The 18,832-nt window shown below is 61.7% G+C and carries 17 protein-coding genes and 1 tRNA gene; 7 read left to right on the top strand and 11 right to left on the bottom strand.

The annotated features are described in order from the left end of the window. Window positions 1-43 precede the first annotated feature (43 nt). Both ACMHLQ_RS19360 and ACMHLQ_RS19355 read right to left on the bottom strand, forming a co-directional pair. Window positions 44-1,468 (bottom strand): TolC family outer membrane protein, encoded by a 1,425-nt coding sequence (locus ACMHLQ_RS19360; RefSeq protein WP_415402319.1) that lies wholly within the window; start codon window positions 1,466-1,468, stop codon window positions 44-46. A gap of 53 nt (window positions 1,469-1,521) precedes the next feature. Further along, window positions 1,522-2,175, bottom strand: a complete 654-nt coding sequence (locus tag ACMHLQ_RS19355) for a protein-L-isoaspartate O-methyltransferase family protein (protein ID WP_415402318.1) — start codon at window positions 2,173-2,175, stop codon at window positions 1,522-1,524. Window positions 2,176-2,329: 154 nt separating this feature from the next. Between ACMHLQ_RS19355 and ACMHLQ_RS19350 the strand changes: the two genes are divergently transcribed. After that, window positions 2,330-2,403 (top strand) — tRNA-Cys (locus ACMHLQ_RS19350). Window positions 2,404-2,454: 51 nt separating this feature from the next. Here ACMHLQ_RS19350 and ACMHLQ_RS19345 read toward each other — a convergent pair. After that, window positions 2,455-3,825 carry a GntP family permease gene (locus ACMHLQ_RS19345; protein WP_415402317.1) on the bottom strand — a complete coding sequence of 457 codons (1,371 nt, stop codon included), beginning with the start codon at window positions 3,823-3,825 and terminating at the stop codon, window positions 2,455-2,457. Window positions 3,826-4,099: 274 nt separating this feature from the next. On the opposite strand from ACMHLQ_RS19345, the gene ACMHLQ_RS19340 reads away from it, so the two are divergent. Continuing rightward, complete coding sequence (locus tag ACMHLQ_RS19340) at window positions 4,100-5,116, top strand: GlxA family transcriptional regulator (RefSeq protein WP_415402316.1); 1,017 nt, start codon at window positions 4,100-4,102, stop codon at window positions 5,114-5,116. Here ACMHLQ_RS19340 and ACMHLQ_RS19335 read toward each other — a convergent pair. After that, window positions 5,113-5,952, bottom strand: a complete 840-nt coding sequence (locus ACMHLQ_RS19335) for an EamA family transporter (RefSeq protein ID WP_415402315.1) — start codon at window positions 5,950-5,952, stop codon at window positions 5,113-5,115. The genes ACMHLQ_RS19340 and ACMHLQ_RS19335 overlap by 4 nt on opposite strands. 136 nt (window positions 5,953-6,088) lie before the next feature. Here ACMHLQ_RS19335 and ACMHLQ_RS19330 point away from each other — a divergent pair, with 136 nt between their 5' ends. Genes ACMHLQ_RS19330 through ACMHLQ_RS19320 form a run of 3 tightly spaced genes read left to right on the top strand, consistent with a single transcriptional unit; the run spans window position 6,089 to window position 9,236 of the window. Beyond that, window positions 6,089-8,458, top strand: a complete 2,370-nt coding sequence (locus ACMHLQ_RS19330) for a DUF1989 domain-containing protein (RefSeq protein ID WP_415402314.1) — start codon at window positions 6,089-6,091, stop codon at window positions 8,456-8,458. Continuing rightward, window positions 8,455-8,832 carry a hypothetical protein gene (locus tag ACMHLQ_RS19325; protein WP_415402313.1) on the top strand — a complete coding sequence of 126 codons (378 nt, stop codon included), beginning with the start codon at window positions 8,455-8,457 and terminating at the stop codon, window positions 8,830-8,832. The genes ACMHLQ_RS19330 and ACMHLQ_RS19325 overlap by 4 nt, the downstream gene beginning before the upstream one ends. Continuing rightward, window positions 8,829-9,236 carry a hypothetical protein gene (locus ACMHLQ_RS19320; RefSeq protein WP_415402312.1) on the top strand — a complete coding sequence of 136 codons (408 nt, stop codon included), beginning with the start codon at window positions 8,829-8,831 and terminating at the stop codon, window positions 9,234-9,236. Before ACMHLQ_RS19325 ends, ACMHLQ_RS19320 begins: the two co-directional genes overlap by 4 nt. Here ACMHLQ_RS19320 and ACMHLQ_RS19315 read toward each other — a convergent pair. Next, window positions 9,233-10,567, bottom strand: coding sequence for an NAD(P)-binding domain-containing protein (locus tag ACMHLQ_RS19315; RefSeq protein WP_415402311.1), 1,335 nt, complete (start codon window positions 10,565-10,567; stop codon window positions 9,233-9,235). The two genes, ACMHLQ_RS19320 and ACMHLQ_RS19315, sit on opposite strands and share 4 nt — an antisense overlap. A 234-nt stretch (window positions 10,568-10,801) precedes the next feature. Further along, window positions 10,802-12,025, bottom strand: coding sequence for an MFS transporter (locus tag ACMHLQ_RS19310; RefSeq protein ID WP_415402310.1), 1,224 nt, complete (start codon window positions 12,023-12,025; stop codon window positions 10,802-10,804). A gap of 238 nt (window positions 12,026-12,263) precedes the next feature. On the opposite strand from ACMHLQ_RS19310, the gene ACMHLQ_RS19305 reads away from it, so the two are divergent. Beyond that, the gene (locus ACMHLQ_RS19305; protein ID WP_415402309.1) at window positions 12,264-12,656 is read left to right on the top strand and encodes a hypothetical protein; all 393 of its coding nucleotides are present in this window, start codon (window positions 12,264-12,266) and stop codon (window positions 12,654-12,656) included. Between the two features lie 161 nt (window positions 12,657-12,817). Here the strand turns inward: ACMHLQ_RS19305 and glnT are convergent, their stop codons facing one another. The 5 genes from glnT to ACMHLQ_RS19280 all read right to left on the bottom strand — a co-directional run bounded on the left by glnT (window position 12,818) and on the right by ACMHLQ_RS19280 (window position 17,540). Next, the gene (glnT, locus tag ACMHLQ_RS19300) at window positions 12,818-14,152 is read right to left on the bottom strand and encodes a type III glutamate--ammonia ligase (RefSeq protein ID WP_415402308.1); all 1,335 of its coding nucleotides are present in this window, start codon (window positions 14,150-14,152) and stop codon (window positions 12,818-12,820) included. Between the two features lie 70 nt (window positions 14,153-14,222). Beyond that, window positions 14,223-15,593, bottom strand: a complete 1,371-nt coding sequence (locus ACMHLQ_RS19295) for an FMN-binding glutamate synthase family protein (protein WP_415402307.1) — start codon at window positions 15,591-15,593, stop codon at window positions 14,223-14,225. Window positions 15,594-15,603: 10 nt separating this feature from the next. Next, window positions 15,604-16,281 carry a protein GlxC gene (locus ACMHLQ_RS19290; RefSeq protein ID WP_415402306.1) on the bottom strand — a complete coding sequence of 226 codons (678 nt, stop codon included), beginning with the start codon at window positions 16,279-16,281 and terminating at the stop codon, window positions 15,604-15,606. Beyond that, window positions 16,282-17,211 carry a class II glutamine amidotransferase gene (locus ACMHLQ_RS19285; RefSeq protein WP_415402305.1) on the bottom strand — a complete coding sequence of 310 codons (930 nt, stop codon included), beginning with the start codon at window positions 17,209-17,211 and terminating at the stop codon, window positions 16,282-16,284. 53 nt (window positions 17,212-17,264) lie between these two features. Next, window positions 17,265-17,540 (bottom strand): hypothetical protein, encoded by a 276-nt coding sequence (locus ACMHLQ_RS19280; RefSeq protein ID WP_415402304.1) that lies wholly within the window; start codon window positions 17,538-17,540, stop codon window positions 17,265-17,267. Between ACMHLQ_RS19280 and ACMHLQ_RS19275 the strand changes: the two genes are divergently transcribed. Further along, window positions 17,526-18,818 (top strand): ammonium transporter, encoded by a 1,293-nt coding sequence (locus ACMHLQ_RS19275; RefSeq protein WP_415402303.1) that lies wholly within the window; start codon window positions 17,526-17,528, stop codon window positions 18,816-18,818. The two genes, ACMHLQ_RS19280 and ACMHLQ_RS19275, sit on opposite strands and share 15 nt — an antisense overlap. Window positions 18,819-18,832: the final 14 nt, after the last annotated feature.

The raw sequence follows: 18,832 nt of genomic DNA, 5'->3' as shown, positions 1-18,832 counted from the left end.
TCTACCCCGCGCATGAGAGTCGCACAATACTATGCTGAAAACCTTAATCGATCTGCAGCGCCCGGATCACGTTGTCCAGTTGGCGGCCCTGCCTGGATTGCTTGGCCGGGCCGTCCTTGACCAGATTGTAATAGGCAGCGGGGTCATAAACCTGCACCGGCAGTTTCAGGCCCTGCGCCGTCAAAAGCCCCATCGATTCCAAGACCGAATAGGCGGCGATGTACTGATCGGCCTGCGCCGAGATGCGATTGGTTTCCGCATCAAGCAGGTCCTGCTCGGCATCCAGCACGTCCAATGTGGTCCGGGCACCCAGCGTCGCCTCTTCGCGCACACCCTGGAACGCCACCCGCGCGGCGCGGATCTGACGTTCGGAGGCGGACAGGCTTGCCCGGGCCGCAACAAGGTCGGAAATGGCGTCCACCACGTCCTGTTGCACGTTGTGGCGCACATTGTGCAAGTTGCCACGCGATGCATCCCGCACCGCCAAGGCGCGTCGTTCGAGGGCGGACAACTGACCACCCTGGTAGATCGGGCCCGACAGGTTCACGCCAACACTGCCGATATCTGTTGCATCGTCGCTGTTGTGGGTCCTGGTCACGTTCAGAGAACCCGAAAGCGAAATGGTCGGCATCATGTCCTTGAAGGCCGCCGTCGCCAAAAGCTCGTTCGCCTTGATCTGGTGACGCGCTTCATCCAGATCGGGATGATTGCGCACGGCAACGGCTTGGGCATTCCTGATGTCGGTCGTTGTGCTGGGCAGGCTGGGCAAGCCAGACAGACGCCCGGGCTGCCGGCCCGTGGCATTGGCATACTCGGCCTGCGCCTGGATCAGATCACGTTGCGATGATGCAAGGTTGCTGCGCGCCTCGGCCACAGCCGCTTCGGCCAGGGCCACATCGGTGCGGGTTACTTCGCCAACTTCAAACCGGTCCTGTGCGGCGCGCAGTTCTTCCTGCAACAGGCGCAGGTTGTTCTGGCGCAGCGTCACGAATTCCTGCTGGCGACCGACGTTGAAAAAGGCGACGGCCGCACGCAGCAGAATGCTTTGTTCAATGGACAACAGTGCGGCACGCGTGGCCAGCACGGTTTCCTTGTTGGCCTCGACACGCGCAGCATCCGCACCGCCATCAAACAGCTGCAAGGTGGCGGACAGGCCGATGCTTGCCGTCGTCTCACCCACATCGACGTCGACAGTGCCGGAAGATTCGGACGTTGAATCGCCAAACTGGCGCGTCACATCCCCGGTCCAGGAAATGATCGGGCGCAGCGATGCCAGCGAAATCGCAACATCCTCGTCCGCTGCACGCAACAGGGCTCGGTTCTGCACCAGAATGCCACTGTGGCCGTAGGCACCGACCAGGGCATCCGCCAAGGTATCCGCTGCACTCTGCGTCGCGCCCAGAACGGACACGACGGCAGAAACCGCTGCCGTGTGCCGCCAAACGCGGCTCCAGTCTGATTTGCTCATGTCTTGCGCCCCCTGCCTGCTCTGTGCCTGTCGCCTGTTGGCACTTGGTGATGTCACAATTGAAATACGTCGTGTTTTTCGAACCCTGCAATAACCGGGGCGCCCGCATTGAATGCGCGCCTCCAGGATACGCGCCCATCCAGTTTGAACCCGATGCGGACCTCGCCCAATGCACCGTCCATGAAGAGGCAGGCAATCCGCCCACCATCCTTGAGTTGGTCCAGCAAGGCATCCGGCACCTGCGCCACACCGCCTTCGACGACGATCACGTCATAGGGGCCGTGTTCGGCCGCGCCTGCATGCAACGGACCGACATGGGTGATCACATTGTCGATGCCCGCGGACATAAGCGCATCCTGCGCCTCGCGGGCCATGTCCTCGTCTTCTTCCAGTGCAACCACAGCCTCGGCCATATGGGCGATGACAGCCGCCGAGTAACCCAAGGCCGCGCCCACATCCAGCACCAGCTCGTTCTGGTCAATGCTGAGCGCATCGAGGATCTTGGCCAATGTACGCGGCTCGAGCAGCACGCGCCCGCCTCCAAGCTCGAGGTTCTCGCCCATATAGGCCGCTTCGCGCTGCGCGGACGGGACAAAGTCCTCCCGCTTGACGGAAAGCATCGCATCGATGATCGGAAATTTGGTCACATCGGACGGGCGAACCTGTGTATCGACCATCATTGTGCGGCGGGCGGCGAAGTCAGTCATCACTGCTAAACTCGTTCGTTCAGAATCCTGGTCCTAGATGTGCCACATCCCACGGCCCTGAGCAACGCGCTACACGCGCCTATTCCCGATTTGCACGCCCCCTGCCCTTGCGCGCCTCCAGCGAATGGTCTATCGCCTGCCTCGCACCATGGCTGGCGAGTTGGCGGAGTGGTGACGCAGCGGATTGCAAATCCGTGTACACCGGTTCGATTCCGGTACTCGCCTCCACCTTTTCCCAATGCGTTGTTCAAGCCGCACAGCCTCGCGTCCTGCCCTACTTCAAAACGTGCCGAAATGCGTCGCCAGCACCAATGCGGCCAGCAGGGCGGCCAAGGGGATCACTACGGCAACGACGAAAATGGGGCCGTAGGCTTCTCGGTGCGTCAGTCCGGCGATGCCCAGCAAGGTCACGACCGCGCCGTTATGGGGCAATGCATCCAGACCTCCGGTTGCGAGCGCGACGATCCGGTGCAGTGCTGCCGGGTCCACTCCCTCTGCGATTGCTGCGGCCAGGTATTCCGCCCCCAGTGTGTCGAGGGCGATTGACATGCCGCCCGAGGCCGACCCCGTCAGCCCGGCAAGCAAGGTGGCGGATGCGGCAAGGCTTGTCAGCACGCCGCCGGGCATGTCCTGCGTCGCGGCGCTGAGCACGTCAAAGGCGGACAACCCGGCGATGACGGCGCCGAACCCCACTAGGGCGGCAGTGTTGAACAGCGGCAGCAACGCCGCTTCGGATCCTGCGCTCAGGACCTTTTGCGGAGTGTCCAGCCTGCGCCAGGTCAGCCCAAGCAACACCACATTGGCCAGCGCCAGCGCGCCGATCAATGCCCATACCCCGATGACCTGCGTGGGCGTCGCACTGCCCCATGCGGGCGCGCTCAGATAGGCCAGATCGACGCGCGGCAGGATGATGCGGGACAGCGCCCAGTTCACCGCAAACACCATGAGTATAGGCAGGATCGTGGCCCAAAGCGGCGGCAAATGCGTCGCAGCTGGGACAACTGTTGCGGGCGTCGTCTCGGGCCCCGGCTCACGCCCGGAACGTGCTGCAACGCGAAGGTAGAACAGACCGCCCACCGCCATGATCGCCCCCGCGATCACGCCCAACCCCGGCGCGGCAAAGGCGGTTGTGCCAAAATAGGGCATCGGAATCGCATTCTGGATTGCGGGCGATCCGGGCAGCGCGCTCATGGTGAAGGTAAAGGAGCCCAGCGCGATGGCCGCAGGGATCAACCGGTGCGACACGCCCGCCTGTCGAAACAGCGCAGTGGCCAGCGGATAGACCGCAAAGGCCACAACAAACAGCGACACGCCGCCATAGGTCAGTACCGCACAAGACGCCACGACGGCAGGCACGGCCTGCGCAGGCCCCAGGCGGGCGACGATGGAGCGAGCAATTGCCATGGCCGAGCCTGACGCCTCCATCAGCTTGCCAAAGACCGCGCCAAGAACGAACAAGGGCATGAATGCAACGACAAATCCGCCCGCCGCAGGCATGAACCGCTGCGTCAGCGTGGCCATCAACGGCTCTGCCGACAAACCGGCCGCCAACAGGGCCATGACAGGCGCCGCCAACAGGATCGGCCAGCCCCGATAGACCGACCAGATCAACAGCAGCAAAGGCAGAACGAGTGTGAGCAAGACCATCATGGCCAAACCATATGAGCCACGGCACAGGTTGAGAGCCGCGCATTCTGCCGCAGCGCAGCATTCCGCGCGCAGGCCCGGCAATGCCAGCACTGAAAGTGAAAAAAGTTGCACAAAGGGAAATACTCTGCAACGTTCGCATGGACCCCGCGAACCGAACTTGGACATAGCGTGACAAACAGCGTTCAAACCCACCGCCAAACCGGCGCAGGCAGGCAAAGCCTGTTGCGCACCACGGCACCCCGCCGCGACATCACCGCAGACCGGACAGGCTGAGATGGGCAAACAGGACAACAGATTTGACGTCGCGGCGTCCGTCAGCGGCCACAGCCGCACCCAGACGGTCGAGATCTACGTCAGCAAAGGCTTCAGCGGCCTCGAAATGACATCCGTCACCCATGTGCTGGCCACCGCCAACACGCTGCTGCGGCGCGAGGCGTTCAAATGGCGGTTCAGCACCGATGCCCCCGGTTTCGTGGCCTCGGATCAGGGCGCGCTGGTGCGGGGCGAACCGTCAATTGGCGATCACAGGCTGGCCGACATGATGATTGTTGTGGGGGGCAGGAACGCCGGCAACACGACCTGGCTGCCCCGCGCCCGCGCCATGCAGCGCAAGGCGCGCAGCGTGGTGCTGCTGTCGGATGCGGCCACCGGCTACATCAAGGCGACAAAGGCACCGCCCGGGCGCGTCACGACCCATTGGCGCGATGTGACCCCGCTGGTCGAAACCGGCTATCATCCGCACCTCACCACGCATCTCAGCGAAAACTCCGACGGCATCATCACCGCCGCCGGTGCAGGATCGACGCTGGACCTCATGGTCGGGCTGATCGCGCCCCACCTTACCAGCCCGCAAGTGGCCGAACTGGGCAATCACCTGCTGCTGCAAACGATCCGCAAAAGCGATGCGGAACAGCCCAAATGCATCGCCGACAACGAAGGGCTGTTTGACGCCCGCCTCACCGAGGTGATCCGCCTGATGGAAGATACGGTGAACGAGCCCTTGTCGATGGAAGACATCACCGCCCGCGTCGGCGTGTCGACCCGCCACCTCGAACGCGTGTTCCGCAAGGTGTTCAACGACACGCCCGCACGGTTCTACAAACGCCTGCGCGTCAAACGTGCCCGCGCGATGATCGAGGAATCGCTGCTGCCCATGATCGACATTGCGGTGGCGACGGGCTTTGGCTCCTGCACCACGATGACCAAGGCGGTCAAAGGCGAATATGGCGTCACCCCGTCCAAGATGCGCGAACGCAAGAACGTGCAGCTTCTGACCTATGCGGGCCGCTAAAGCGCGAGATAGCCAATCGCGGCAAAGACGACGAGGATCCCGGCCCATTGGATGCGCGCCACCGCCTCGCGCAGGAACACGGCTGCCAGAATGATGGTCAGCACCCCAAAGGTGGACGCCGCGACCGACGCAAAGGCCGGATAGGCAAAGCTGCCCGCCAGCATCACCGCCCCGATCGCGATTGCATCGAGCACGCCCATGACCATCAGCACCGGCAACGCGCCACGCACCGGGATCACCGATTGGCGCAACACCAGCGCCAGAAGGGCCACAACAGCCACCGCCCCGATGCGCGCCATGGCAATGGCCATCATCTCGGTGCCATGGGCAATCGACAGCTGTCCCAGCGCAAAGGACGCGGCAAAGCCGACAGCGGCCAACACCGACCAGATGATAGCCGAGGCCTTTGGCCCCGTGGTCTCATCCTCTGCCGAGGTGACCGCGACAAAGCCGCAGCCCGCGACGATCACCAGCACGGCCAGCCACTGCCAGCCCGTCACCGCCTGCCCGTTCAGCACGGCCCAGCCCACCGACAGGATGGGAAAGCTGGCGACAACCGGCGCAACCACGCGGACAGGCCCAATCGCCAGCGCCTTGTAAAAGGACAGGCCCGTCACCCCGAACACGATCCCCGACAGGATCGCAAACCAACCCGCCTCTGAGGTTATGCTGCCGGTGTCGAGGCCGACCGCCAGCACCGCCGTCATCACACAGCCCGTCACCAGAACCGGAAACAGCGAGGGGAACACCCCGACCCGTTGCGAAATGTAGCGCACCAACGTGTCATGCACCCCCCAGCAAAAGGCGGCGATCAGCCCCAGCGTCAGCGCGCCCATGCAGGGGCCGCCGCCGTGTGATACGATTTTCTCATGTGGCGATGCCCCTTTACTTGCAGCAGCAACGCTGCATGAGTATTCTCACAGTTAAATATTTATTCCGCTAGTGCAAATTCGCGCGGCGTGGGAGGCGACAATGCTTGACGACCCCTATCCCAAAGTAAAGCCCGGCCCGCCGCGCCCCAGCCAGATCATCCAGCCTGCGCAGTTCTCCATGCCGCCGGGCACCGAACGCTATGTGGTGCAGGGCGGCGGTGCCGTGTTGATCCCCGTCGAGGCCGGGGATTATGTGACGGTCATCAATGACGAGGGCGGTCAGGTTTGCGAGCTTGTCAGCGCGGATGATCAGGGCCGCGTCGCCGACAGCATCCTGGATCGCGTCGCGGATGCAACCGCCGATGGTCTGCGTGCCCTGCTTGCAGGCACCGATCACAGCTTGCGCGGTCTTTGCATGGGATTGGACGCGCGCAAGATCGACTTGGCCACAGCACGTGCGGTGCGCCTGTTCAGCACCGACACAAGCGCCAAGGCCGAAGAGGCGATGCGCGTCACCCGCGACGGCACGCTGATCATCGCCGCCCCCGGCGGGGCCATGGACGCCGAGGCGCAGGATACCGTCACGCCCCTGACCGTGATGATCAAACGGGCCACGATCAAAAGCCACGTCAAATTCGAACTGCCGGACCCGCTGGCCGATCCACTGGCCGACATCCGCGTGCACACGCAAACGGCCGAGGCGTTCTTTGTCAAAGCGGGCGATTACATCCAGATCATCGATGTCGATGGCCGCCAGTGCACGGATTTCGAATGCTTCTCCGCCCGCAAGCTCGACAAGGGGATCGAGCATGCGCTGGATGTGACGACCACCCGTACCCTCATGGGCCACGCCTACCCGATGCCCGGACTGCACGCGAAATACTACGATCAGGAAATGCTGCCGCTGGTCGAAGTGGTGCAGGACACCTGCGGGCGCCATGACGCCTTTGCCCTCGCCTGCTCGGCCAAGTACTACGACGACATCGGCTATCCCGGCCACGCCAACTGCTCGGAAAACTTCAACTCCGCACTGTCCGAGTTCAATGTCACGGGCCGCCCCGGCTGGATGGCGATCAACTTCTTCTTCAACACCTTTCTCGACGAACACGGGGTGATGTATTCCGACGAACCCTGGTCGCGCCCCGGCGACTACGTGCTGCTGCGGGCGCTGACGGACATCGTCTGCGTCTCCTCCGCCTGCCCCGACGACACAACGGCGGCCAACGGCTGGAACCCCACCGACATCCACGTGCGCACCTATAGCGGGCGCGAAACCTTCCAACGCAGCGTTGCCTACCGGCCCACCCCTGATGCGGACCCAAAAATGACCAAACAAACCGCCTTCCACGATCAATTCGCCAAGCACACCCGCAACTTTGTCGAATACAACGGCTACTGGCTGGCCAACTGCTTTGCCGAGGCTGGCCCGATCGAGGAATACTGGGCCTGTCGCCAAAAGGCGGTGATCATGGACCTCTCCCCGCTCCGCAAGTTCGAAATCACTGGTCCAGATGCCGAGGCGCTCTGCCAATACGTCTTCACCCGCAACATGAAAACGCTCGCCGTGGGCGGCGTTGTCTACACCGCGATGTGCTATGAACACGGCGGCATGATCGACGATGGCACCGTGTTCAGGCTGGGCAAGGACAACTTCCGCTGGATCGGTGGCAACGACTATGGCGGCGAATGGCTGCGCGAACAGGCGGAGAAACTGGGGCTGAAAGTGCTGGTCCGCTCCTCCACCGACCAGCTCCACAACGTCGCCGTCCAGGGCCCGGAAAGCCGCGATCTCTTGCGCAAGATCGTCTGGACCGCCCCACACAACCCCGAGTTCGACCAACTCGGCTGGTTCCGCTTCACGCCCGCGCGCCTCAACACCGAAAGCGGCACGCCCTTCGTCATCTCGCGCACCGGCTATACGGGCGAATTGGGCTACGAGGTCATGTGCCACCCCAAACACGCCCCCGAGATTTTCGACGCGATCTGGGAGGCGGGACAGGATCACGGGTTGCGCCCCATGGGGCTTGAGGCGCTGGATATGGTGCGGATCGAGGCGGGGCTGATCTTTGCAAGCTACGATTTCTCCGACCAGACCGACCCGTTCGAGGCTGGGATCGGCTTCACCGTCCCGCTCAAATCCAAACCCGACGACTTCATCGGCCGCGACGCCCTGATCCGGCGCAAGGAACATCCCAGCCGCAAACTCGTCGGCCTCGACATCGACAGCAACGTGCAAGTCGATCACGGCGATTGCATCCATATCGGGCGCGCCCAAGTGGGCGAGGTCACGTCCTCCATGCGCTCGCCGCTGCTCGACAAGAACATCGCGCTCGCCCGCATCGACGTGGCGCACGCAGACACAGGCACCCAAGTCGAAATCGGCAAACTCGACGGCCACCAGAAACGACTGCCAGCCGAAATCGTCCCCTTCGCCCATTACGACCCGAAAAAGGAACGGCCCCGCTCATGATACGCCGCGCTTTCCTCATTGCGCTGCTGACCCTCGCCCTGCCCGCACACGCCCAATCGGTAAAACTCAAGGCGCACGAGATCGACGCGCTTTTGTCGGGCAACACCGCCATCGGCAAGTGGGAAGGTCAGGCGTATCGGCAGTACTTCGACCCCGATGGCACCACGATCTACGCACAGTCCGGCGCCCGATCAACGCGGGGCGAATGGCGCGTCGACGCCGACAAGGACGAATACCAAAGCATCTGGCCGCGCGATGCCGACTGGGAAGGATGGTTCGTCATGGAATGGGCGGGCACCTTCTATTGGGTCAGCAAGAAAACCCCGCCAACCCCCTTCACACTGGTCGAAGGCGAACGATTGGTGGCCCCATGATCCGCTACTTGGTCCTCGCTCTCTGCGCCACTGCCGCCCATGCAGACACGTACTGCGCTGACCTGACGGCACTGACCCAAGGCACGACGACCGAAATCACGTTGCCCTCCGGCACGCCCGGCATGTGCACCACATCGCTCGATCTGACCGGTGCGCGCGCGCTCAACTGCCGCTGGCCTTTCGACTACCGCGCACCCGCAGCAACGGACACGTTCACCGCGTTGATTGATGCCACGACGGGGTGCCTGAACACAGACGGCCTGACCGATCAAGGCGTGAACCACCCCGACAGCTACGACCTGCGCACCTTCCACACGGATACCGCGCAGGTCAGCATTTCGATCAAGGACAAGGGCGCGCTGCAACAGACATTCATCTTCCTGCGCGTCGCCCCAAATCCCTAGTTCTGCAAATAGACCTCTAGGCTGTCATCTAGCGCATCCACCCACGGTGTATGGTGCTTGGGCGCCATGGTCCCGGTAATGACGGATGCATAGCCATTGTCGCGGAAGGTCATGATCCCCTGCTTCTTGTGGCCCTTCCACGCCTTGAACGCCTTGCAGGCCCCTTCCACATCGAAGGACGGATAGTCCGTCTCGGCAATCAACTCCTTGATGTAGTCGCCCTGATACCAGATCGCGTCATAGTCATCCGCGCCCGCATCCTCGCGCGCCACACGGTCGACCACATCGGCCTCCATCTCGGTCTTTGACGGCATCGCAATCTTGCCCATGATCGCATCCCGCACCCACCAGGCCTGCGCGTCGAACATGTTGAAGGTGAACCACTGGTCCTGCATGCCCAGATAGAACAGTGCCGGATTATGCACCCACGCGACCCCCTTGTAGAGGTCGGCAGTGGCCAACCGGTTCGCCGTCTTCAGGCACAGATCCTCGGCCATGAAGGGGAAGTGGTGCTGATAGCCCGTGCACAAGATCACCGCATCCACGTCGCGGCTGGTGCCATCCTTGAAATGTGCCGTCTTGCCGTCCACATGCGTGAGCAGCGGCACCTCCGCCCAGTTGTCGGGCCAGTCATATCCCATCGCCGCCGTGCGATGTGACACGGTGATGGATTTGGCCCCGTATTTCCAGCATTGCGAACCGATGTCTTCGGCGGAATAGCTGGTGCCGACAATCAGAATGTCCTGATCCTTGAACTCCAGCGCGTCGCGGAAATCATGGGCGTGCAACACACGGCCCTTGAAGCTCTCAAACCCCGGAAACTCCGGCACATTCGGCGTCGAAAAGTGGCCCGAGGCGCAGATCACGTGATCAAAGTCTTCCGTGTATTCGCGATCATTCGGCAGATCCTTGACGGTCACGCTGAACGTGCCGCCCTCAAACTCGACCCGGCGCACTGCAGTTTCAAACCGAATCCAGTCGCGCACGCCCGCCTTTTCGACGCGGCCCTGAATGTAGTCAAACAGCACCGCACGCGGCGGGTAAGAGGCGATCTGCTTGCCGAAATGCTCCTCGAACGAATAGTCGGCGAACTCCAACCCTTCCTTGGGCCCGTTCGACCACAAGTACCGGTACATCGACCCATGCACTGGTTCGCCATACTGATCCACGCCCGTGCGCCAGGTGTAGTTCCACAACCCGCCCCAATTCGACTGCTTTTCAAAGCACACGATCTCGGGAATCTCCTCTCCGTTCTGCTTGGCCGACTGAAAGGCGCGCAGCTGCGCAAGGCCCGACGGGCCTGCCCCGATGATGGCGATACGTTTGGGCATGGTGCGACTCTCCTAAGCATGTGGCGTTGGTTCAATTCGAGCGACATCATCCCTGTAAGTCAACTATTTTGAACAGCAGTAAAATTGATCTGGCGGTTTTTTGGGAGGTGTGCTGAGAGAAATGTCGCCCATCACGGACTCGACGCGGCGGATTTCACACATCCCATCAAGAAGCTGTGCCGCGCAGTGTCGACCCGAACACCAAGCCTTTCGGACACATCAACCGCCGTCTTCTCAGTTTCTTGCCAATCTGACGTGGCCAGACATCACTGCGACAAGGGCCAGCAGGACAACTCCACCGGACATCATGGCCAGCACCGTCCATCCGAGGCCCGAAACCACAAACCCCGCAGCAAAGGCGCAGACCGTCGACACAAGCGCAATGATCGTGTCGTTGACACCCTGGACAGACGCCTTCTCTTCCTCCGACACAGCGGCATCCAGCATGGTCGTGCCCCCGATGAAACCAAAGTTCCACCCCACGCCGAGAACGATAAGTGATCCATAAAAGTGCATGGCCGACAGGCCAAGCGCAGCCGCAACCGCCGCAATGCCAACGATGACAAGTCCGGTGACGGCAATAGGTTGCGCGCCAAACCGCTTGATCAGAAAACCGGTGAAGAAGCTGGGGGCAAACATCGCCACGATGTGCCAGCGCACGACATCGCTGGCAGTCGCCTCGCTGAACCCGCAGCCGACCATCGCAATCGGCGTCGGGATCATCAGGAACACCATGACCCCCTGTGAGAGTGCAGCGATGCAGACCGCCTGTCTGATCGCTGGACGCCGGAGCGCAGCAAGACCGGCGAACCTCCCCGTCGGCGTCATTGTTGCGTCTCTTTCAGGTCGAGGCATCCGGAGCGTCGCAAGAGAAACGAGGCCAAGGATGGCAATCATCCCGGTCGCCGCGTAAGCGCCTGCGAACGGGATGGGTGCAAGAGCGTTCTGCGCCATGATGAACACTTGTGGCCCGACAATCGCCGCAACCAGCAGAGAGCTGAGCATCAGAGAGATGGCGACGGGTCGCCAGTTCGGCTCGACAACCTCGCCGGCAGCGAAGCGAAAGTATTGAAACGAAGCCCAGCCTGCTCCCATCAGGAAATGTGCCGCACAGAGCAGCGCGAAGCTTTGCGAGATCAACGCCTGGGTGGCCAGGACCGCGCCGAGTAGCGTCAAGACCGCCCCAAAGGCAAAGCCTGCCCGCCGACCCATGCGCCCCATCAAGAGCGAAAAAGGTGCCGCCGCAACCAATCCCGCCATGGTCTGGACCGATGACGGCAATGTCGCTAACGCCGGGCTTGGCGCCAACATCAGTCCGGCAAGACCTCCCAGGATCAACTGAACGGGAAACGCCGCACCAAGGATCGTGTTGGCAAGAAGCAGGCCCGCGAAATTGCGGTTTTTGAGGATGGAACTCGCGGACAAGAAATGCGGGCCTTTGAATTGGTCTGGTTCCATGAATTGTAGCGCGGTGTCAGGCGTATTCATCACCAGAGCAGACATTGAAGCGCGCCGCGGCATTTGTAGGGTCCGGGCTCTGATCCCGGCATGTGCCGCAATCAGCAAAAACATCAGTTTTGCCAATGTCCCCGATTTCGCGCCCGTTCAGGACCTGACTTTCAATGCTATCTGTCGTTTCACATCGTCATGTTTGTTTTGGGCAGATAATTGCTGCAAAACGGGATAGGAACGGATCATGACTAAACCACATTTCAGTTTTTGGATCATCGCGGGGCTTGGCGTCGTGTGGAACCTCATGGGGTGCCTCAATTTCATCACCCAGATGAACGCCGAGGCTGTGGCCCAGATGCCGGAACTCTATCAGTTGATCATCGCAACTCGTCCGCTTTGGGCAACGCTCGCCTTTGCGGTGGCGGTGTTCGGCGGGGCCGTGGGCTGCATCCTGTTGCTGCTGCGCGCACGCATGGCGGCGCCCGTTCTTCTGGTGTCGCTGATCGCCATTGTGCTCACCATGATCCAGACCGTTCTGGTGGTCGGCCTGACCCCCAGCACCTTCCTCGCTCTGATGGTCGGTGGGGCGCTGTTCTGGTATTCGACAATCGCCGCGCGGGTCGGCTGGCTGCGCTAGATTTCGCGCCCGTCCGCCTTCTGCGTCAGCGTGCCCGACATACGGTTAATGCACCCTCTCGCGTGCGAACGCGGGGCCAAGTGATTGACCCCGCGCCGCGATCTCAAAAAGGTTGAGATTTCCCTGCCTCACCGAACAGCCTGTCCCCGCGGGGACACACCTCAGATATCGAGCGTATTGTCCTTTTCCCACTGCGAGAAATGCGCGGTAAAGTCGTTCCACTCCTGCGTTTTCATCTTGATGTAGGAGGCCGAGAATTCCTCGCCCATCGCCGCCTTCAGCCCCTTGTCCTTGTCGTATTCACGCAAGGCATCCAGCATGTTCAGCGGCAGCTTGGGCGCACCGCGCACCTTGTGCCCGTCTGCGTACATGTCGATGTCATGCCGCTTGCCCGGATCGGCCTGGGTGCGGATGCCGTCCAGACCCGCCGCAATGATGACCGCCTGCAACAGGTAGGGGTTCGTCGCCCCGTCGGGCAGGCGCAGTTCGAACCGACCGGGGCCCGGGACGCGGACCATGTGCGTGCGGTTGTTGCCGGTCCATGTGACCGTGTTGGGGGCCCAAGTGGCCCCCGACATCGTGCGGGGCGCGTTGATGCGTTTGTAGCTGTTGACGGTCGGGTTGGTGATGGCTGCCAGCGCACTCGCGTGCTTCATGATCCCGCCCAGGAAATGGCGGCCCTTTTCGGACAGGCCCAGTTCTGCGGTTTGCGAGCTGTCATTTGGCTCCATCGCGAAGACGTTGGTCTTGGCATCCGCACCGGGCGCGTCCCAGACAGATATGTGGGCGTGACAGCCGTTGCCTGTCAGACCTTCAACCGGCTTGGGCATGAAGGTGGCGCGGAAGCCGTGTTTCTCGGCCACACTCTTGGTCATGAACTTGAAGAAGGAATGCTTGTCGGCGGTGCGCAGGGCGTCATCGAACTCCCAGTTCATCTCGAATTGACCATTCGCGTCCTCGTGGTCGTTCTGATACGGACCCCAGCCCAGATCGAGCATGTAGTCGCAAATCTCGCGCACAACGTCATAGCGGCGCATGACCGCCTGCTGATCATAGCAGGGCTTGGCCGCCGTATCGTATTCGTCGCTGATCTGCTGACCGTCCGGTGTCATCAGGAAGTATTCAGCTTCGATCCCGGTCTTGACGTGCAGCCCTTCGGCGGCGGCCTCGTCGATCAAGCGGCGCAGCACGTTGCGCGGCGCTTGGGCGACATCCTCGTCTTCCATCACGCAATTGCCTGCGACCCACGCAACCTCTGGCTTCCAGGGCAGTTGAATCACGGACGAAGGATCAGGCACCGCCAGCATGTCTGGATGCGCGGGCGTCATGTCGAGCCAAGTGGCGAAACCGGCAAAGCCTGCGCCGTCTTCCTGCATGTCCGCGATGGCCTGGGCCGGCACCAGCTTGGCCCGCTGGCCGCCAAAGAGGTCGGTGAAGGAAATCATGAAGTATTTCACGCCATTGTCGGCGGCGAACTTGGCAAGATCGGTGGTCATCTGTCTGTTCCTGTTGGTCTTTTATGTGGTGAGGGCGCGTGCCGTGATGGCCGCGCCCTGTCTTGAGAGGTTAATAAGAGGTCCCGGGCTTGCCGGGATACCAGTCGGTGCCCGCAAGCGGAATTTTGGCCATCGCCGCTGCCTCTAGCGTCAGGGCGCAGAGGTCTTCGGGCTCAAGATTATGCAGGTGGTTCTTGCCGCAGGCGCGCGCAATGGTCTGCGCCTCAAGCGTCATGACCTTGAGATAGTTGTTGAGCCGCCGCCCCCCTTCGATGGGATCGAAACGGGCCATCAACTCGGGGTCCTGCGTGGTGATCCCTGCGGGGTCCTGCCCTTCGTGCCAATCGTCATAGGCCCCTGCGGTGGTGCCGAGTGCGTTGTACTCGGCCTCCCATTTCGGGTCATTGTCACCCAAGGCGATCAGTGCTGCAGTACCGATGGCAACAGCGTCCGCGCCAAGGGCCATCGCCTTGGCTACATCCGCACCCGTGCGGATACCGCCCGACACGACCAACTGCACCTCGCGGTGCATGTCGAGGTCTTGCAATGCGCGCACCGCCTCGCGGATACAGGCAAGGATGGGCTGGCCCACATGTTCGATGAACACGTCCTGCGTGGCCGCCGTGCCGCCCTGCATCCCGTCCAGCACGACAACGTCCGCGCCTGCCTTGACGGCGAGGGTAGTGTCGAAATAGGGACGCGCGCCGCCGACCTTGATATAGATCGGCTTTTCCCAATTGGTGATCTCGCGCAGCTCGAGGATCTTGATTTCAAGGTCATCGGGGCCGGTCCAATCCGGGTGCCGACAGGCAGACCGCTGGTCGATCCCTTTGGGCAGGTTGCGCATTTCGGCCACGCGATCGGAAATCTTCTGCCCCAGAAGCATGCCGCCCCCACCGGGCTTGGCCCCTTGCCCCACCACGATTTCAATCGCATCGGCGCGGCGCAGATCGTCCGGGTTCATGCCATAGCGTGAGGGCAGGTATTGATAGACCAGCTTGTTGGAATGGCCGCGCTCTTCCTCGGTCATGCCGCCATCGCCGGTGGTGGTTGACGTACCCGCCATCGTGGCCCCGCGCCCCAATGCCTCCTTGGCCCCGCCGGACAGCGCGCCAAAGGACATGCCCGCGATGGTCACGGGAATATCAAGCTGGATCGGGTTTTTGGCAAAGCGGGTGCCGAGCGTCACGGATGTTTCGCATTTCTCGCGATAGCCTTCGAGCGGGTAGCGCGAGATGGACGCGCCCAGAAACAACAGGTCGTCGAAATGGGGCAGCTTGCGCTTGGCCCCGCCGCCCCGGATGTCATAGATGCCGGTGGCCGCAGCGCGCCGGATTTCCGCATTCACCGGGTTGGAGAATGTGGCAGACTGGATCGGCATCGTGCGCGGAGCGTCATTATCGTCAGGTTTGCGCGGAGCGCCGTTGGAATCGTCTTTCATCGTCCGGCCCTCAATACGCGTTGTCGATGTTGAAGTTATAGAGTTTGCGGGCCGATCCATAGCGTTTGAATTCGGACGCCTTGGCATCGCATTGCCCGCGTTCCAGCAACTCTTCCAGAATGGCGATGTGTTCGGGCCGCATCTCTTTCTCGATGCAGTCGGCACCGAGCGATTTCACCGAACCGCGCACAAATAGACGCGCCTCGTAAAGTGAATCGCCCAGCGCCTCGCCTGCATCCCCGCAGACCACCAGATTGCCCGATTGCGCCATAAAGGCTGACATGTGCCCGATATTGCCGTGCACGATGATGTCGATGCCCTTCATCGAGATACCGCAGCGCGACGAGGCATTGCCCTTGATCACCAGCGTGCCGCCATGGCCCGTGGCGCCCGCATATTGCGAGGCATCCCCTTCGACCACGACCAGGCCCGACATCATGTTTTCCGCCGTACCCGGCCCGACAGAACCGTGCACATGCACGGTCGCCTGCTTGTTCATTCCGGCGCAGTAATAGCCCGTCGAGCCCTTGATATTCACCTCGATCGGCGCGTCGAGACCCACGGCAATCGCATGGCTGCCCTTGGGGTTCACGATTTCCCAATGTGTCTGGTTGGTGTTGTCCGCCTGCGCATGCAAGGTGGAGTTGAGCGCACGGAGGCCCTGCGCTTCCAAGTCGAATGTTTGCATTTACGCCGCTTTCTCTTGCGCGGTTGGGGCCGCGTTGTGCGACCAGAAATAGACGGTTGCGGGCTCGGGTTCCCAAACCCTGGCCCCTTCGATGCCCGGCAGGTTCACCAGCGCGCGGTATTCCGAGCCAAAGGCCACGTATTGATCGGTTTCGGCCATCACGGCGGGTTTGCACGCGATGGGGTCGCGCACGACGCCAAACCCGTCCTTGGTGCCCACGACAAAGGTAAAGAAGCCGTCGAGGTCATCAAGGCTTGAGGTCAGCGCCTCGCCCAGAGTCGATCCGGTCTGCATCTTCCAGGTGAGATAGGCGGCCCCCACTTCGGTGTCATTCTCGGTTTCGATATGCACGCCAAGACGGCGCAGTTTGCGGCGCAGCGAGTTGTGGTTGGAAAGCGAGCCATTGTGCACGAGGCACTGATCGATGCCGGTGTTGAACGGGTGTGCGCCCATGGTCGTCACCGCCGACTCAGTCGCCATGCGTGTGTGCCCGATCCCGTGCGTTCCGGACATTTGCCGGATATCGAAGCGGTTTGCCACATCTTTGGGCAATCCGACTTCCTTGTAGATTTCAAGGGTCGAACCGTGGCTCATCACCCGCAGATTGGGGCGGATTTCGGTGAGGATTTCGCGGGCCGCAGCCACCTGGTCGGCCTGTATCGACAGCACCGCATGCGTGTCCTTGACGTCCATCGCCACCTTGCCCTTGATCCGCTTGCGCAGGTCATTGTCGAGCTTGTCAAAGTCGGCGTCGGGCGTGTTCGATTGCACGGTCAGCTTTGCGTTACCCGTTGTTTCGCCACCATAAATCGCGATGCCCGCACTGTCGGGCCCGCGGTCCGTCATGGTGATCAGCATGTCGGTCAACATGTCGCCAAGCTGCGGCTCAAGTGAGGCGTCTTTCAGAAAAAGTCCGACAATCCCGCACATGGCGAAGGCCCTCCCAAAAAGTGATCTGTCGTTCGACTCGAACGCTAGCATCGTTACATCAGATGCTCAACCAATGGGAAACTATTTTTCACTTCAGTTAAAAAAAGAGTCGCCAGAGGAAATCTGTCGTGGTTCACTTTGGCCAGCGTCGCGCAGTGCATACGACGGCGCACAAAGCCAACAGTCCAACACGGGGGTTCATCGTGGAAGAGCAAATCGCAGAATTGACGGCCCAGATTGCCGCGCTGCAGAGCAAGAGTGGTACGACCAATACCATGTTTGCGGAGACGTTTTATTACCTGACCATCCCGCTGATGATCATCATCCACGCGGGGTTCCTGGCCTATGAGATGGGGGCCTCGCGCCTCAAGAACGTGCTGAGTTCGGGGGTCAAGAACATCCTGGCCTTCGCCTTCATGATCCCCACGTTCTACTTCTTTGGCTGGTGGGTCTATTGGGGCTTCCCCACGGGTCTGCCGGGTGCACCGGGGCCTGCGGGCATCTCGGGTGTGGAATATGCCAACGCCATTGCATGGGGTTGGGGTGAAAGCGCGCAGTACATGGGCCCGAACATCGCGGATCAGGCATCCGGCGTGTTCTTTGGCGCCTTTGCGCTGTTTGCCGCGACAACCGCATCCATCATGTCAGGTGCCGTGATCGAGCGCATCCAGACCGTCGGCTTTGTCATCCTCGCTGTGGTCCTCGGCTCATTCGCGTGGGTTGTGGCCGCCGCATGGGGCTGGCACGCAGATGGCTGGTTGGTCACGCAATGGGGCGTGCATGACTTTGGTGCGGCGGGCCTTGTCCACGCAGTGGCCGGGTTCTTTGCCCTTGGCGTTCTGATCAACCTTGGACCGCGCATTGGCAAGTTCAACGCCGACGGCAGCGCCAACCACATCGCAGGGCACAACATGCCGCTGACGGTGACCGGCCTGATGCTGATCATCGTGGGCTTCTGGGGCTTCCTCATGGCGTGTGTGATCGTGCCCGGAGAGGCGTGGAGCTGGTTTGCGGACAAGCCCTCGACCATCTACGGCACACCCATCACGTTGTCGGCGTTGTCCTTCAACATCCTGATGGCGGTTGCGGGTGGCATCATCGGCGCATGGGTCCTGACACGTGATCCGTTCTGGATGATGTCGGGCGCACTTGCGGGCATCATCTCGACCGCGTCCGGCCTCGACATCTACTTCCCTGCGCTGGCCTTCATCATCGCCTTCTCGGCCGGTGTGATCCTGAAACCTTGCGCAACATGGCTGGAAAAGCGCGGCATCGACGATGCGGTGGGCGCGGTGACCGTGCACGGCACGATCGGCCTTTATGGCGTGGTTCTGCTGGGTGTGTTCGGCGCAGGCTTTCCCGCCTTGCAGGGCGCGGCGGGCGAGGTGCCGACGATCAGCCTGATGGGTCAGATCGTGGGGGCGGTTGTCTTCTTCCTCCTCGGCTTTGTGCCCGGATACGCGGTGTCCTTTGTCCTCAAGATGATGGGCATGTTGCGCATCCCCGAAGGGGCGGAAATCGCAGGCATGGACATGGTCAAGGTCCCTGCCGAGGGCTACCCCGAAGGCATCCCCGCACCGGGCGTCAACCTGGCGCCGGGCGAGTAATCGAACAGAAAGGA

Origin of the sequence: Tateyamaria algicola, from assembly GCF_047715485.1 — a bacterium.
In the GTDB taxonomy this organism is placed as follows: domain Bacteria; phylum Pseudomonadota; class Alphaproteobacteria; order Rhodobacterales; family Rhodobacteraceae; genus Tateyamaria.
This window is presented reverse-complemented; position numbering and strand designations above follow the sequence as displayed.